Origin of the sequence: Olleya sp. HaHaR_3_96 (genome assembly GCF_019278545.1) — a bacterium.
In the GTDB taxonomy this organism is placed as follows: domain Bacteria; phylum Bacteroidota; class Bacteroidia; order Flavobacteriales; family Flavobacteriaceae; genus Olleya.
On sequence record NZ_CP058987.1, the window covers coordinates 3,911,114 to 3,926,647 of the forward strand.

17 protein-coding genes are annotated in these 15,534 nt (G+C 32.6%); 6 read left to right on the top strand and 11 right to left on the bottom strand.

Features of this window, described 5'->3' with window-relative positions; genetic code table 11:
- Positions 1-498: 498 nt before the first annotated feature.
- Entirely contained in the window at positions 499-954 is a 456-nt protein-coding gene (locus H0I26_RS17220) for a hypothetical protein (RefSeq protein WP_218700158.1), read from the bottom strand.
- 850 nt (positions 955-1,804) lie between these two features.
- Between H0I26_RS17220 and H0I26_RS17225 the strand changes: the two genes are divergently transcribed.
- Positions 1,805-3,364: an IS1182 family transposase gene (locus H0I26_RS17225; RefSeq protein WP_218700159.1), complete on the top strand. Its 1,560-nt coding sequence runs from the start codon at positions 1,805-1,807 to the stop codon at positions 3,362-3,364.
- A gap of 87 nt (positions 3,365-3,451) precedes the next feature.
- Here H0I26_RS17225 and H0I26_RS17230 read toward each other — a convergent pair whose 3' ends face one another.
- Together H0I26_RS17230 and H0I26_RS17235 are read right to left on the bottom strand one after the other, a co-directional pair.
- The gene (locus H0I26_RS17230; protein ID WP_218700160.1) at positions 3,452-4,459 is read right to left on the bottom strand and encodes a hypothetical protein; all 1,008 of its coding nucleotides are present in this window, start codon (positions 4,457-4,459) and stop codon (positions 3,452-3,454) included.
- 326 nt (positions 4,460-4,785) lie between these two features.
- Positions 4,786-5,391, bottom strand: coding sequence for a trimeric intracellular cation channel family protein (locus tag H0I26_RS17235; RefSeq protein ID WP_101019770.1), 606 nt, complete (start codon positions 5,389-5,391; stop codon positions 4,786-4,788).
- A 201-nt stretch (positions 5,392-5,592) separates the two neighbouring features.
- On the opposite strand from H0I26_RS17235, the gene H0I26_RS17240 reads away from it, so the two are divergent.
- From H0I26_RS17240 to H0I26_RS17250, 3 genes are all read left to right on the top strand, one after another.
- Positions 5,593-6,837, top strand: a complete 1,245-nt coding sequence (locus H0I26_RS17240; RefSeq protein WP_218700161.1) for an OmpA family protein — start codon at positions 5,593-5,595, stop codon at positions 6,835-6,837.
- 103 nt (positions 6,838-6,940) lie between these two features.
- Positions 6,941-7,402, top strand: a complete 462-nt coding sequence (locus H0I26_RS17245; protein WP_256935177.1) for a DUF2141 domain-containing protein — start codon at positions 6,941-6,943, stop codon at positions 7,400-7,402.
- Between the two features lie 125 nt (positions 7,403-7,527).
- Positions 7,528-7,944: a BLUF domain-containing protein gene (locus H0I26_RS17250; protein ID WP_218700162.1), complete on the top strand. Its 417-nt coding sequence runs from the start codon at positions 7,528-7,530 to the stop codon at positions 7,942-7,944.
- Between the two features lie 130 nt (positions 7,945-8,074).
- Here the strand turns inward: H0I26_RS17250 and H0I26_RS17255 are convergent, their stop codons facing one another.
- A complete protein-coding gene (locus tag H0I26_RS17255; RefSeq protein WP_218700163.1) occupies positions 8,075-8,554 on the bottom strand; it encodes a Dps family protein in 480 nt (159 codons plus the stop codon).
- 103 nt (positions 8,555-8,657) lie between these two features.
- Here H0I26_RS17255 and H0I26_RS17260 point away from each other — a divergent pair, with 103 nt between their 5' ends.
- Positions 8,658-9,599: a hydrogen peroxide-inducible genes activator gene (locus H0I26_RS17260; protein ID WP_218700164.1), complete on the top strand. Its 942-nt coding sequence runs from the start codon at positions 8,658-8,660 to the stop codon at positions 9,597-9,599.
- 51 nt (positions 9,600-9,650) lie between these two features.
- On the opposite strand, the gene H0I26_RS17265 is transcribed toward H0I26_RS17260, so the two are convergent.
- The 7 genes from H0I26_RS17265 to H0I26_RS17295 all read right to left on the bottom strand — a co-directional run bounded on the left by H0I26_RS17265 (position 9,651) and on the right by H0I26_RS17295 (position 14,799).
- Positions 9,651-10,628 (bottom strand): hypothetical protein, encoded by a 978-nt coding sequence (locus H0I26_RS17265; protein WP_218700165.1) that lies wholly within the window; start codon positions 10,626-10,628, stop codon positions 9,651-9,653.
- On the bottom strand, positions 10,615-11,661 hold the full coding sequence (locus H0I26_RS17270) for a cytochrome-c peroxidase (protein WP_218700166.1): 1,047 nt from the start codon (positions 11,659-11,661) through the stop codon (positions 10,615-10,617). Before H0I26_RS17270 ends, H0I26_RS17265 begins: the two co-directional genes overlap by 14 nt.
- 61 nt (positions 11,662-11,722) lie before the next feature.
- On the bottom strand, positions 11,723-12,523 hold the full coding sequence (locus H0I26_RS17275) for an MbnP family protein (protein ID WP_218700167.1): 801 nt from the start codon (positions 12,521-12,523) through the stop codon (positions 11,723-11,725).
- A 67-nt stretch (positions 12,524-12,590) separates the two neighbouring features.
- Positions 12,591-12,941: a hypothetical protein gene (locus H0I26_RS17280; protein WP_218700168.1), complete on the bottom strand. Its 351-nt coding sequence runs from the start codon at positions 12,939-12,941 to the stop codon at positions 12,591-12,593.
- Positions 12,942-13,108: 167 nt separating this feature from the next.
- Positions 13,109-13,306 (bottom strand): hypothetical protein, encoded by a 198-nt coding sequence (locus H0I26_RS17285; RefSeq protein WP_101019788.1) that lies wholly within the window; start codon positions 13,304-13,306, stop codon positions 13,109-13,111.
- A gap of 146 nt (positions 13,307-13,452) precedes the next feature.
- Positions 13,453-14,283: a TIGR00266 family protein gene (locus H0I26_RS17290; RefSeq protein WP_218700169.1), complete on the bottom strand. Its 831-nt coding sequence runs from the start codon at positions 14,281-14,283 to the stop codon at positions 13,453-13,455.
- Between the two features lie 60 nt (positions 14,284-14,343).
- Positions 14,344-14,799, bottom strand: a complete 456-nt coding sequence (locus H0I26_RS17295) for a DUF4442 domain-containing protein (RefSeq protein ID WP_218700170.1) — start codon at positions 14,797-14,799, stop codon at positions 14,344-14,346.
- Between the two features lie 144 nt (positions 14,800-14,943).
- Between H0I26_RS17295 and H0I26_RS17300 the strand changes: the two genes are divergently transcribed.
- Positions 14,944-15,390, top strand: a complete 447-nt coding sequence (locus H0I26_RS17300) for a DUF4870 domain-containing protein (RefSeq protein ID WP_218700171.1) — start codon at positions 14,944-14,946, stop codon at positions 15,388-15,390.
- Positions 15,391-15,534 lie beyond the last annotated feature (144 nt).

Consider the following 15,534-nt stretch of genomic DNA (forward strand, 5'->3'; position numbering starts at 1 on the left):
ATGGCTAACGGTCTTGTATATGAGATGTAGCAAACCCGCAACGACCATAGAATTAAGTACAAAATAGCAATTTTTTATATACTTTGTTAGCTTTTAGTGCTTTTTTGTCCGCTTAATAATTCATTCCGAATTTTTGTTTTTCTGTTAATTTTTGTTTTCAGAGTTTGTGTAAATTCCGCAGTTTTCGATTCCGCAAACGAGCTAAAAAGTCAGACGCAACTCAATTCAGAGTTTGAGTGAGAATTCAGCGTTTTTTTCAAAATTCGGAAACATAATTTTTCGGTTTTTACTTTCTTAAAACTCAAAAAATAAAGAGGCTTTTTTCAATTCCGTAAACTTGCTCGAGCATTAAAGCTAACGTATTTGTATAAGGATAGTGCGGTTTTGTGCAAGGCTAATTTTCCGCAGGAAAATCAGACTTAGCAAAATTGTATTATCCTTTGATTAAGCACTAAACTACGCATTATTTTTATACGGTGTTGTGCAACGTATTTTCATTTAAAAGTCAATTTCATTCAGTTCTTCAATTCCGTTTTTTTCATTTGACAATTCAAGTTTTAGTTGACTTAAAATTATATCATTTTCTATAATTTCAGACAGAAAATTCCAACTTTTATAATCAGGTACAAAAAATGAGTTAGGCAAACACAAATCAGTTTTTGATTCGGAATAATATATAATAGTTTCAAATCCGTTTATATTCAGTTTTTCAGTCTTAAATTCAGTCGATTTTGATTTCAAACCATTTAATGTGACGTATGTTTTATAGTTTTTTTCGTTTAATTTCTCAGATTTAATATGCAATAAAACTTCTCCAGAATATTTACACATATTTAAAGAATCTTTTTCAATTACGTGTTTTGCTGTTTTTTCCGCAATCCTTTTTTCAATAGCATCAGAATCCGTTTTTTTACAACCAATAATTCCAAATAATAATATTATGAGGATTTTCATTTTATTCATTCTAAATGGTTTTCAGAGTTCGTTTTGGATATGTTGCACAACGTTTATGTAGTCGAGTAGACAAGGGGAGTTTAACCCTAAACCTCTCACAGAACCGTACGTGATAGTCTCCCATCATACGGTTCTTCTAATTTTAATTACAAATATAAGCTCCTCCTTTTACAAGTTGGCTAACAGTAATTAAAATTAGCTAACCCCTTTGCTCCATTTCCATTGCAGAAACTTCATCACTACTACGAGTTAGTCCGCCCCTGAAAATAACATTGGTATTCTACCTCTAGTTTGATCCTATTGTGTATTTCCTTTAGTATTTATAGTCAGGTTCTCGAGTTCCGTATATAAGCCTAAATAAAAGTCATGCCCCTGAATGACGCCTGCCGTATAGCCAATAAATAGGTGACCGCTATACTCTTCACTCCGTATCATACTTCGTAGCTTTTGACAGAATGTAGCAACTTCTCGACACCTCTAAAGGGGTTCAATTGCGTTCATCTCTTTTATTCGTACCTGACCACGCTCTTGGCGTGACCGTTTCCTAAACGCTCAGCACCTTAGCTCTTTACCAAAGCACCTTTAGGTGGTTTAATGCCTCTTCCTATACATTGGTGGGTCGGGTCCACCATCTTAGTTACAGTTCACAATGAGTATTTGTTGCCGCTCATTGCTTGCTCGACACACTATGGTTTGTTGCGTGTTTGTGTGCGAGGATTTTCCGACGGAAAATCAGAAGCTAACAAATATACAACTACCATTCGTTAACCTTGAAATAGCAATAAATTATATACGGTGTGCCTGTTGCACAACGTGTTGTTAAAGGTATATAAATTTCGTATATTTAGTAATGCAAGGCACAAAAATATATCAAGAGAAATTATTCAACAATTTCCAGTTGAGTCGTCGGGTTCCCCAAGACAATTTTTATAGACGATTATCAGAAATTTTAGACTTAGAGTTTCTACGGAATCAAACAAAAATCTATTACGGAAACTGTGGACAAAAAAGTTTAGATCCCGTGGTGTTTTTCAAATTCTGTTTAGTGGGTTATTTAGAGAATATCACTAGTGATAGAAAACTAGTATCGCATTGCAGTCTTCGACTGGATATTCTTTATTTTCTAGGCTATGATATCGATGAAGAATTACCATGGCATTCCACGGTAAGTAGAACACGTCAACTGTACCCAGAGTCAGTTTTTGAAAGTCTATTTACTCATGTTTTCAAAATGTGCGTAGACATGCAAATGGTAAGCGGCCATACCCAAGTTATAGACGCCGCACCTGTAAAAGCAAACGCCTCTATGGATAGCTTAGAACTTAAAGTGCCAGAAGAAGATTTAGAAGCTCATTTACGCGCAGTACGACATATAAGCAATAGAGATAAAACGTTACCCTTTCGTAGCTCTAAGGTTAATAAAGCCCCAAAATCGCAACAAGAATTATCAGCAAGCCGTCAGGAATTACAAGCGATAAAGAGCCGAAACAAAAAATGGTCAAAAGATCAAAACCATCGCCCTGGAGCAGGAAATAAAGGTTCCCGTTATACTAGTAATAAAACGCATTATAGTCCAACCGATCCCGATGCTCGCATAAGTGTAAAACCAGGAAAAGCGAGAAAATTAAACTATTCAAGTCAGCTCACGGTAGATGCCGCACATCATGTAATAAGTGACATCAAGGCCTATCATGCCGATGGCAAAGACAGTCAGCATTTACCAGATATTGTATTGCGAGTAAAAAGACGCTTATGGCAATCTGGTCTTACCATAGATACCTGTCTCGCGGATACTGGTTACAGTAGTGGCGAGAATTATGCTTTTTTAGAAAAGCAAGATATTACCAGTTATATTCCCCCACACGGCACCTTTAAAGGAGGACCAGATGAATTTATTTATAATGAAAAAGAAGACCATTACACCTGCCCTCAAGGGAAGATTATCCCCTTTAAAAAGGTGTTTTACGAAAAGAAGAACAACACCAAAAAGAAGGCCTATAGAGGTTCAAAAAAACTTTGTATAGATTGCCCAATACGAAGCGCTTGTTTAAGCAAAACGGCACAAGAAAAGTCATTTTCGGTAACGTATTACCGCGCAGAATACATGCGGAATATAGCACGAGTTGATAGTGAAAAAGGAAGCTATATGAAAGGAAAAAGACAAAGCACGGTAGAACCTGTTTTTGGTACACTAACCCAGTTTTTAGGCATGGGAAAAGTGAATACCCTTGGGATTAAACAAGCTAATAAGTGTATGCATCTATCCGCAACAGCCTATAATCTTAAAAAGTATTTAAAATATATGAAAAACCTGCCAGAAAGTATAGCAGGACTACTTGCTTTTATTAAAAGTACCAAAAACTACCTAATAAGCCTTCGAATGCTATGTTTTAAGCCACTTCAATTTTAGAGAAAATATGGCGTATTAAAATCAAAAATAGCTTAAAATCAAAGATTTTAAGCTGTTTTTGTGCTTTTTTAAGGGGTTGTGCAACGGTTACCCTTGTTGTATGGCGTTTTTTGCTTTTTCAACTAATTCTAAAACTTTATCAGATTTAGTCTCTGTAGGTCTGTTGTTATCAAAAATTTCTATTAGGTCAGTAAGTACTGATTTTAAGTCTAGGTTAATAGCAATAGATAAAATTTTATCTTGAGCAGGATAAGCCATTGGAAAATTGTCATTTCCTTTAATGATACTATGACTTTTGGCTTTATCCCATATGTTTATAAACTCTTTTTTATTTTCATCATTATTTAATAGCATCTCTGTAAAAACGAAATCAATAACCCAAGGATTAGCACTTGGTCCTTTTTCGATTTCCCATTCGATTAATTTATGGAATTTTGGCAAGGCTAAAGAATATTGACTTGAACGAAATAGAGAAATTGTTTCATTTCCTAGATAAAAAAACTTGTTATACTCTTCCGTTGCTTGATTGTATAATTCTTGATATATTATTGCAGATTTTTTGTAATTTTCAATTCCTCCTTTATCACTTAAACTATAAGCTAGTTCTTTTTTCTCTTTTAAGCTAAGTGAGTCCAAGTTTTTTGAATTCAGTAATTTAACCTCATTTTCTTTGGAGATAACTAGTTCTAGAGTTTTTTGAAGTTCGTTTTTAAATTGGGTTTTCGAATTAGTATTCAGTTCATATTTACTTATCAACTTTTCGCAAGCGTTTATTGTTTTTCTTAAATCATCTACGTGAATATTCTTGGCTTCATTAAATAGAACATAAGCGTAACAAAAATCTAAGTCAACATTTGAAGATGTTTTAGTTTTTTCTTTTTTTAATATTTCTACAAGTAATGTCCAGTTGGTTTTTTTCCATTCAACCTCAAATAATTCTTGAATATTACTGGTCAGGTTTTTTAGTTCGAATGGATATTTTGTATTTATGGATTGCATAATTAATACTACTTGATTTTGTGATTCAGTATTCTCATTTTTACTCTTACAAGAAAGTAGAGTTAAACATATTGATACAAGAATAATTGTTTTCATTTCAAATTGTTTTATTTAATGCCATACAACTAGTTATATGATGACTTTTGTTCCACATATCCCCTAAATATTACGGGATATGCGGAACTTTTGTTCCTGATTTTGGTTTTGAAAGGCGAAGCTACAATTTATAAAGTAGTCTTACAATACGTAGAACTACGTGTTTTTTTAGAAGAGGATTAATGACTAAAAGTTAAGACTTTTAATGTGTGGACTATTACAGAAAACTTCATTTAATTATTCAACTCTTAATATTTAGGATTGGTCACTCAAAGTTATAACAGCATATATTAGGTTTGGACTAACTCTTTAATCAGAAAGTAGTATTAATTGTCCCTATACAAGTTAGGCAAACTAACTTTAAACTTAACAGCTATTAATCTAATTGCAATAACAACAACTCCTGCTATTACAAATACAAAATCCGAAGCTATAGGAAGTTTGATCACTAAAAAATAGGTTGCTCCTCCTAAAATACAAGCAGTAGCGTACACCTCTTTTCTAAATATTACTGGTATTTCATTACACAAAATATCTCTAATAACCCCTCCAAAACAAGCAGACATTGTCCCTAAAAAAACACAAATTATAGGGTGTAAACCTGCAGATATTCCTTTTTCTATACCAACAACCGTATACAATCCAATACCAATAGTATCAAATAACAATAAAGACTTTCGCAAATAATCAATTTTAGATCTAAAAGCGACTGCAAAAATGGTTGATAAAATAACAACGTAGATAAAGGTCATGTCTTTCATCCAACCTACCGGAGTCTCTCCAATTAAAATATCACGCAACGTTCCTCCTCCTACTGCAGTTACAAACGCAATAATTAAAATACCAAAAGCATCCATACGTTTATTAAGCGCAACTAATACGCCAGAAATGGCAAAAGCAATGGTCCCTAAAATGTCAATAAAGTAAAACATATTATATATAAAAAATGCAAAATTAGTTTTTATAAAACAAAATCACCTAGTATAACACGCTTTTAATAGTAAAAAAACAAAACTAAAGAAACAACACTTATTTATCGTTAATCTATCAAAGCCAACACATTACCCTATTAGTTTTAGTATTATATTTTTTTAGATTATATTGTCTTTGCTATTAATCAATATATAAAAAAAATGAAACGATTAGTTTTACTACTAACTGTTACGCTCTTATTGTGCCTATCTCAAAACCTACAAGCACAAGACGCCTATTCCCCTTGGACTGTCAGCTTAAGCACTAATGCCATCAATAATCCTATTAGATCAAGTCCTGCTGATTTAGGTCGCTATAAAACATGGGATTGGGATCCTGCTGGCTTTAAAATAGCGTTGGCTAGGCATTTAAAAGGTAAATTATCTTTTGAGTCCACCATCACTTTAAACGGAATTAAACAAAATTATATAGATATTGACGATAAATTCCCGCTAATATCATTAGACGGAGACTTTAAATATAACCTCTCTAACAGCTTTGCAGTAACACCATATTTGATACTGGGTGGTGGTTACACTTGGTTAGATACTATTGGAGCAGGAACCCTAAATGCTGGAGTTGGTATTACTATTTGGTTAACTTATAACTTTGGCTTAACGGGACAAAGTCTTTATAAACATGCTTTTGAAGACTATGGATTACAACATTATCAACACTCGGTTGGTATAATCTTTAAATTTGGAGGTACCGATAGTGATAATGATGGCATTGTTAACACAGAAGACCAATGCCCTAATGTCTTTGGATTGGCTCGTTTTGATGGCTGTCCTGATAGAGATAAAGACGGTATTCCTGACAAATACGATAATTGTCCAGATACGCCAGGTCTCCTTAATGGTTGTCCAGATAGTGATAAAGATGGTTTTGCTGATCCTTATGATAAGTGTCCAACTATTGCAGGAGACAAAACTAATAAAGGATGTCCTTTAGCTGATAGCGATGCTGATGGTATCCCTGACAAATTTGACCACTGTCCAAAAATCAAAGGCGTCAAAAAAAATAATGGATGTGCTGAAGTAGTAAAAAAAGAACCAATAAAAACAGTAAAACCAATGCAACCTGTTCTAATATATTTTGAATTAAGTAAAGCAGAAATTACTCAGGATAGCAAAAAAACATTAGATAATGTTGCTGTATTTATTAACCAATCCACAATAACAACTTACCAGATTTCTGGTCATACAGACAACACCTCTTCTAACCAAACCAATTTAAAATTGTCTTTACAGCGTGCCAATGCGGTAAAAGCCTATTTAATTGATAAAGGTGTCGATAAAAACAAACTAAACACTAAAGGATTTGGAGAAGCCTTACCTATTGACACAACCGATACCGAAGCTGGAAAACAAAAAAATAGGCGTGTAGAAATCATCCCTTTACAATAAAAAGACAATTGGTCTGTTAAAAATAACAGTTGAGTCATTAGTTTTAGTGTTAGCGCTTTGTTAATTGCATTTTTGATGTGTTAACCAATAAAAACAACACACAATGAACACAATAATGACTTCAAACCGAATTAAAAGACATGTATTAAACACTTTAATTTTATTTATACTAAGTATCACATGTACTGTTGCACAGTCAGAGAAAGAATTAAAACAAGGACAGACCGTAACTGCAACTATTAATAATGCAAAAAACAATACTGGACAAATAGTATTTGCTTTACATACAACAGAGACTTGGATGAAAGGTCAAGGTATTCAACATGAAAACATGAGCATTGAAAATAACACTGCTACTGTCACTTTTAAAAATGTAAAACCAGGGACGTATGCTATAATGGTATTACATGACGAAAATAAAAATAACCGTATGGATTTTGAAAATGGTATGCCTTTAGAAAACTACGGAATATCCAATAATCCTATGAGTTATGGTCCGCCACAATTTTCTGAAGGCCAATTTAAAGTAACATCAGAGGATTTAGATTTTAAAATCCGGTTCTAAACACATTAACAATCGATTCGTTATTAAGCCACTTTATAGTGGCTTTTTTTAGTCGATATAATTTGGATTTAAAATTTATTTATCTACCTTAGTACTACTCCCCTAGATCTTATCAAAACTATATTATGAAATGTCGTAGAATCATTTATACTAGTCAATCTACAAAACAATTTAATAAGCGTGACTTATTAGATCTTTTGCATGATTCCCGTGCTTTTAATACAATGGATAATATCAGCGGTGTCTTAATGCACAAAAATGGGTTATTCCTTCAAATTATTGAAGGCAAGTCTAAAGATCTTGAAAATCTTATTGAGCGTCTTCGCAGAGATACAAGACATAACAACCTAAAGATAATTGATGATCAATCAATAGAAGATAGAACTTTTGCGAATTGGAGTATGGGGTGTGCCGATTTTGACGATCCAACATTAAGTCTTATACCTGGTATCAGAACAGATTTAAGCGCCCCTACTGTGATTAACAACTTAATTACAAACCTACCAGAGCTTGTGACTTTATTACTTCAAAATAACGACTAATTATATGTGTATTATAATTGGTTAAAAATGGTCTCGAATACATATATCAAAGTCCTTTTTAGAATTCTAATTGACTGAAATAAAAAAAAGAGCAACCTAAGTTGCTCTTTTTTGTTATCATTTAATGTAATTATAGGCTTTTTCCTAACCAAGCATTCATCATCCAAATTGTTTTTTCTTGCTCAGAGATAAAATCGCTAATCATAGCGTTTGTTCCTTCATCATTTGCTTCTCCTGCTGCATCTAAAATATCACGTTCTAACTTTAATAATTCAGTTAAAGACGTCACAATTAATGCCACTGCATCTACATCTACAGAAACGTTATGTCCAACAGGTACTTTAGCTGATTTGATATAATCATCAAAAGTATGTAAAGGTGTTTCTCCTAATGTTAATACACGCTCTGCAATTAAATCTACCTTCATATTAGCATCCGTATATAACTCTTCAAATTTGACATGTAAGCCAAAAAAGTTTTTACCTCTAATATTCCAATGAATACCTCTTAAATTTTGATAATATATCTGAAAATTAGCTAACAATTGGTTTAGTTGCCCTGCTAATTCTTCTGTCTTTTTTGTGTCTAGTCCTAGTGCATTTACTGTCATAATATCCTGTTTTATTGGTTAAACAAATTTACGATTAAATAATGCGGTTTAAATATAAGTTTTATTGATAGATGTTATATTTTTATAGTCTTAAACTATAATCATGACTATTACTCAATTATCATATGTTTTGGCTGTTGCCGAAAACCAAAATTTTACTAAGGCAGCACAAAAATGTTTTGTAACGCAGCCTACTTTAAGTATGCAAATTCAAAAATTAGAAGATCAATTGGATGTTTTAATTTTTGACAGAAGTAAAAAGCCGATTGAACTAACTGAAGTTGGTAAAAAAATAGTCACGCAAGCCAGAAATATTGTAAACGAATCGTATAGAATACAAGATATTGTTGATCAAGAGAAAGGATTTATTGGCGGCGAATTTAGACTAGGTATTATACCTACAATTATGCCTACTTTATTACCTATGTTTTTAAACAACTTTGTAAAAAAGTATCCTAAAGTTAAACTTAAAATTGAAGAGTTAACAACAGAAGAAATCATAACACGTATTAATGATGGCCATTTAGATGCTGCAATTGCTGCAACACCTTTAGAAAATGAAACTATTAACGAACGTGTTTTATATTTTGAACCTTTTGTAGCTTACGTGCCACAAAACCATAGATTAAGAGATAAAAAAACGTTAGAAACGTCTGATTTAGAAATTGATGATATGCTTTTATTAGAAGACGGACATTGTTTTAGAGATGGTGTTATCAACCTTTGTAAAGCGTTTAAAAATCATAACGATGATAAGTTTCAATTAGAAAGCGGAAGTATTGAAACGTTAGTAAAACTATCTAATGAAGGTTTAGGGATGACCTTACTGCCTTACTTACATACTTTAGATTTAAACGAAAAAGCAAAACAGAATCTACATTACTTTGCAGAACCTTCTCCTGCTAGAGAAGTCAGTTTGATATATCACAAAAGCGAACTTAAAATGCAAATCATTGAAGCATTAAGAGATGTTATCGCCGGAGTTGTTAGAGGTGCCATTGCTTTCCAAAATGTGCAAATCATTAGTCCTATTCAAAAAAAATAGAATAAAAAAAAAGCGACCAAATGGTGAGTCATGGTCGCTTTTTTTTAATTATTAAAGTGCAAAATTAACATAAACGGACACGCGCTGTTTTGACTCTACATTATCACCAAATAAACGTTGACTAACTGGTAAAGTATAACTCGCCCCAAAAATAAATTTTTCGATAGCCAGCTCAGATCCTAAACTAAAATTCAAGATGTCACCATCCGTATCACTCAACGTTTCTCCATATTGTGTTATAGGATCATAAATATCTCCAGACACTCCCACAAATGGCATAATATTCATTTTCTCTTTAGGTATTGCTGTAAAAAAATTAACGGCATAACTAAATTGATCTCCAAATTGGTAGTCATTTTTATTTTCACCTTTTAAATAATAGCTTAATAACGTATTGACTCCAAAGCTATCATTTCCATAATTATATCCTAACGAAAATACGCCATCCACACTTCCAGTCCCTACTTGAAATCCTGGATTAATATTATCTGTTAAGCGTTGTTCAAATTGTCCTGTTGGTAATTTAATACCCAGTCCAAATTGCAAACTATGTCCTGACGGTACCTTTTTATTATCAAAATCAATTTCATTTTCTGCTTTCTTTTTATAAAAAACATGTTTGTACCAACCAACAACACTAGCATCACCTAACCCATTCAAGTTTTCTTTAACCCCATTAAAATCTCGTGTTAAATCTTGATAAGGCAAACTAGCGGTAACATAAAACGATTCGTTTACTGGGATTTGTGCCCATAATTGAACGGTATTAAACGTTTCTTTACTTGTTGGCGAATTTTCAAAAATCCCATTTTTAGATTCAAAATTTTGATAGATATATCGCAAGCCAATAAAATTAGCATTACTTAAAGTACCAAAACCAAAGCTTCCACTGCTTGTTGAGCAACCACATAAATCACATAACACCTGGAAAGGTTCATGCTTTGTGCAAGGGTTTACAGGATTATGAGCTTCCGCTTTAGCGAAACCTAGCATTACCATCCCAATAATTATATATTTAATATTCTGCAAAGCGCTCATCTTCTAAAAATTGAGTATCTGTTAGTGTTTTTAAGAATGTAATTAAACTTTCTTTTTCGTAATCTGTAAGTGAGATACCATAAGTACCATCAGCTCTTAGTAATGTTGGGTCTACATTTCCGTTATCCACAGCATTAGCATCGTAAAAATCTAAAACAACTTCTAATGTGGAAAATCGCCCATCATGCATATATGGATACGACACTTCTACATTACGCAGACTTGGCACTTTAAATTTGTATAAATCGTTTGGATCTTCTAGGATATTAAAACGGCCTTTATCGTCTAACTGAGGATTTACAGGTAACCCATTATTTCTAAACGTTTGGTCGGTAAATAAATCTGAGCTGTGACATCCAGAGCATTTATTCTGAAATGTATTTAAACCATCAAGCTCCATAGTTGTTAAGGTCACATTATCTTCGTTTCTAACATATTTATCGTATTTAGAGTTGGAAGACACCATCATTAACATAAACTGTGATAAGGCTTTTAGCATGTTTTCGCTATTAATTTCGCCATCGTCAAAGGCTTTTTCAAATTGCTCTTGATAATAACTATCCTGTTGCAACTTGACAATAACATTACTTAATGTTTCCCCCATTTCTAAATCACTAGTTAATGGTATAATAGGTTGTAAATCTAGATGTGTGGCAGCACCATCCCACATAAAAGAGGTTTGATATGCTAAATTTTGCATGGGTTGTGCATTTCTAAGTCCGATACCACCATTAACACCATGACTTAATGTATGTCCATGATGCGTAAAAGCAAATGCTTGCTCATGGCAAAAAGCACAAGCAATAGCACCGTTAGAAGACAATTTCCCTTCGTAAAACAACTTTTTCCCCAGCTCAAAACCGGCTTCTGTAATTGGATTATTATCCAAATTATAAGCGATGTCTGGAAAATTAGATGGTAATTCTAACTGTAAAGGTATTGGTACATAGTTGTCCTGTTCTGTACTTTTAGAACAAGAAAACAGGGATACCAAGCCTATTATAATAAGGCTTACTTTTTTCATAAGTATGAGATTTAATAGACCATTGAAAATCATCAAATTTTCAATGGTCTATTAGTTATATTTAATCGTTATGTACGTGGTGTACTTCAAACATAGTAGATATGTTTGTTGCGATTACTGGTGTCTCATTAGCATCTGTATGTACTTGATCATAACCATCTGCAAAGTTTACAGCGGTACTACCATCAAATACTTTAGCGATATCAGCTTTAATATGTACTTCTGGAGACTTATCTGTCCTTACTAATACTGTATTAGGAAAGCTTAAAGTGACCTCTCTATAATTATCTAAAGATGTTCCAACGCTACCCATATGTACATTTAAAGGTTGATCAATCATTGTACTTGTAGAATAAGTCCCATCTAATCTGATAAATTTATAACCCGAAGCCCAACTCCACATCATTTCTTCTGCATCTGCTAAATCTAAAAAATCACCTTGACCTTCTGCGCCTAAAGCAAATCGATCTTGATCAATTCCAATACCAAAAGTAACAGAGACATAATCTGCAGCATCCACATTCTCTAATGTCACATAAATCTCTCCAGCATTATTACCTTCTGATTCATCAATAATAAAAGCGTTGTCTTCTGCAGGATATTCAAAAATGTTTCCGTTTGTATCCGTAAACCTAACATTACTAATAATATATTTTAGATTATCTAATTTAAATGACTCCGAATTAGATTTACTGTAAGACGTGCCAAAGATAAAATCCTGGTCACCGACACCATTATCATATTTTAAAATAAGTGCTCCTGATTGGCCAGATAAATCGTCTGAAGTTGAATCATCGTCTGATGAACATGCTGTAATTACTGCGCACGCTAATAGCGCAAATGTATATTTGAATAATTTCATTTGTATAATTTTTAATTTTAAGTAATAAGTTAATAAGCCTATTATGGCTTACGCCGAAAAATAAAAATTATGCAATAGGAGGTTTAAAATGGAAAGGTTCAAAGTTGAAACTATACCTTTGATTGTAAACTAAAGCGTTTTCCTTTTTTAGTTGAAGTAAAGCATTATTATCCTGAGTATATTGATATTCAGAATAGAATACAGGAAAAAACGACTCAGCTAAGCTACTTATAGCATCACTGTTAGTATCATCAGTACTTGTAGGGACTTGCAATTGCTTTGCTAAATGACACTTACCATTACAAGCCAATTGTGGTTTTTCCTTATTAACACAATAGGTATCTATAATATAATCTATATTTAACTGAAAATAAGCCACATAACCAACATAATATATTGGTCGTATAGCAAAAGACAAAAACAATAGTATTGTAAACAGCTTTTTCAGAAAAAAAATGATTTTTGCAAAGTTATATTATTTAGATGAAATTAATAAAATAAACTTGTGCTATTTAAAACAAAAAAGTCGGAAGAAAAACTCTTCCGACCATGACTAACCCGTGGGTCGCTTTTTATATCTTTATATTAAGGTTTTAAATAAATTAAACATTGGTCTAGTTTTGGGTTTTGTTGCACTAGAGATTCTATATAAAGCTTAAGCTCTTCAATCTCATATGGTAGTAACCGCTCTAGAGCTTTTTGTACTTCTTTACAAAACAAAGACGTGTCAAAACTAACTTTTTGTAGTACAGTTTTAGTGTACTCAAACATTGCTCTTGCCATAATTAATATTTTTTTAAGTTGATTTAAAGTAGTGTTGTAAAATAGGCAAACAGTTTAAAAGTTTCGATTAAAGGTAACGATAAAAAGCTATCCAAAAATGAAAACTATCAAATTTTAACAGTTAAAGCAACGTTAAAATCACAAAACTAAAAGCGATTATCGCCATCCAACAAATTCCCTAAACCGCCTAAAATACTACCTTCTCCCCTACTTTTTTCGCCACTTGGAATACTCTGTAAAACACGTCCTGCTAATCTACTAAAAGGTAACGATTGGACATAAACAATACCTGGACCTTGTAATTTTGCAAAAAACATACCTTCACCACCAAAAATGGTGTTTTTTATACCTCCAACAAACTCTATATCATAATTTACGTCTTGTGTAAACCCGACGATACAACCTGTATCGACTCTTAAAGTTTCTCCTCTTTTTAATACTTTCTTTGCCAAAGTTCCGCCAGCATGTACAAAAGTTAAACCATCGCCTTCTAATTTTTGCATAATAAAACCTTCGCCACCAAATAAACCGCGACCCAATTTTTTACTAAATTCGATTCCAACACTAACACCTTTTGCTGCACATAAAAAAGCATCTTTTTGGCAAATAAATTTACCTTTATGCTCCAATAAATCTATTGCTAAAATTTTTCCAGGGTAAGGTGATGCAAAACTAACCTTACGCTTTCCTGTAAGATTATTATAAAACGCGGTCATAAAAAGGCTTTCTCCTGTTAACAAACGTTTACCTGCACCAAATATTTTTCCTAAAAAGCCTGTATCATTTTGAGAGCCATCGCCAAAAATGGTTTCCATTTTAATACCATCGTCCATCATCATAAAGCTTCCTGCTTCCGCAATAACACCTTCTTCTGGATCTAACTCAATCTCTACATATTGCATTTCTTCACCAAAAATCTCATAATCGATCTCGTGTGCGTTTAAACTATTATTAGATCCTCCATTTTTTTGATACATATTACTAAGGTTTTAATTTATTATATGTTGTTTATTTATATTATTTGTTACAATAATCTATTAACTTTTTACTTTTACTGACCACTCAAAATTAAAAGTAGAGACTACTACTCCATCTGCATTTGTACCTACAGATTGCATCCAAAGTGTTTGACCTTTACCTGTTTTAATGGCTTCAGTTAAAACGTCATCTACTTTTTTACCATCATTACATACAAACGTAATTCTACCGGTTGCCTTTTTTGTAAACGTAGCGTTGTTAGTTGTAACTAGCATAGATATTTTTTTTCCAGACGCTTTAATCTTCATTATCATCATAGCACCAGTAGAAAACTCTGCTGCCATACCTTGAACTGCCCAAAACATAGATTTAAAAGGATTTTGATTAATCCATCTATGTTTTACTGTCGTTATGCACTGTTCGTCATTTAACACTTTTGTCCGCACACCACACAAATAGGCCGATGGTAACTTAAGCATTGTGAATGTATTGAGTTTACTAGGAGATATCTTCATTTATAAATCTATTTTCAGCTAAATTATTGAAAATAATCGAGAATCCAATATGTTAAAAATATGTTAAATTACAGTACTTTGTATTACATAATACCTTTTTAAAGACATATATTTGCATAGACAACTATTATATACTTTTAAAATATGATCACCAATCATCAAAAAAACCTAGCTACTTTTATTCATTTATCGACTTTTTCTCGATTTATATTTCCATTTGGAAACATCATTGCTCCAATCATATTATGGATTGCTAATAAAGATAAATCGGACTTTATTGATACACATGGTAAACAAGCTATTAATTTTCAGTTTAGCATTTTATTATACGCTATGATTATAGGCATACTGACCATTCCTTTTTTTGCTTTTAGTCTATTTGACCATTTAGACATTTTAGACTTTCATGCTTTTGAAGGTATCCATATCAATATTAGTGATCCTTCTCCCCTATTTTACATTGGTGGAAGTTTAGGGTTATTAGCTGTTATTGGATTTATATTAGAACTAATTTTTATTATCAATGCTAGTTTAAAAGCTAAGGATGGGCAAGAATACCAGTATCCGTTTACAATCGAATTTATAAAATAACTAGTCCCCATCAATCAATCAATCAATCAATCAATCAATCAATCAATCAAAAAACGAACAGTTAATCATTATGAAACAGTTTACAACACTATGACAAGTGCAATACCTCTCAGACGGTCACTAAACATCGATATCTGTAATGCA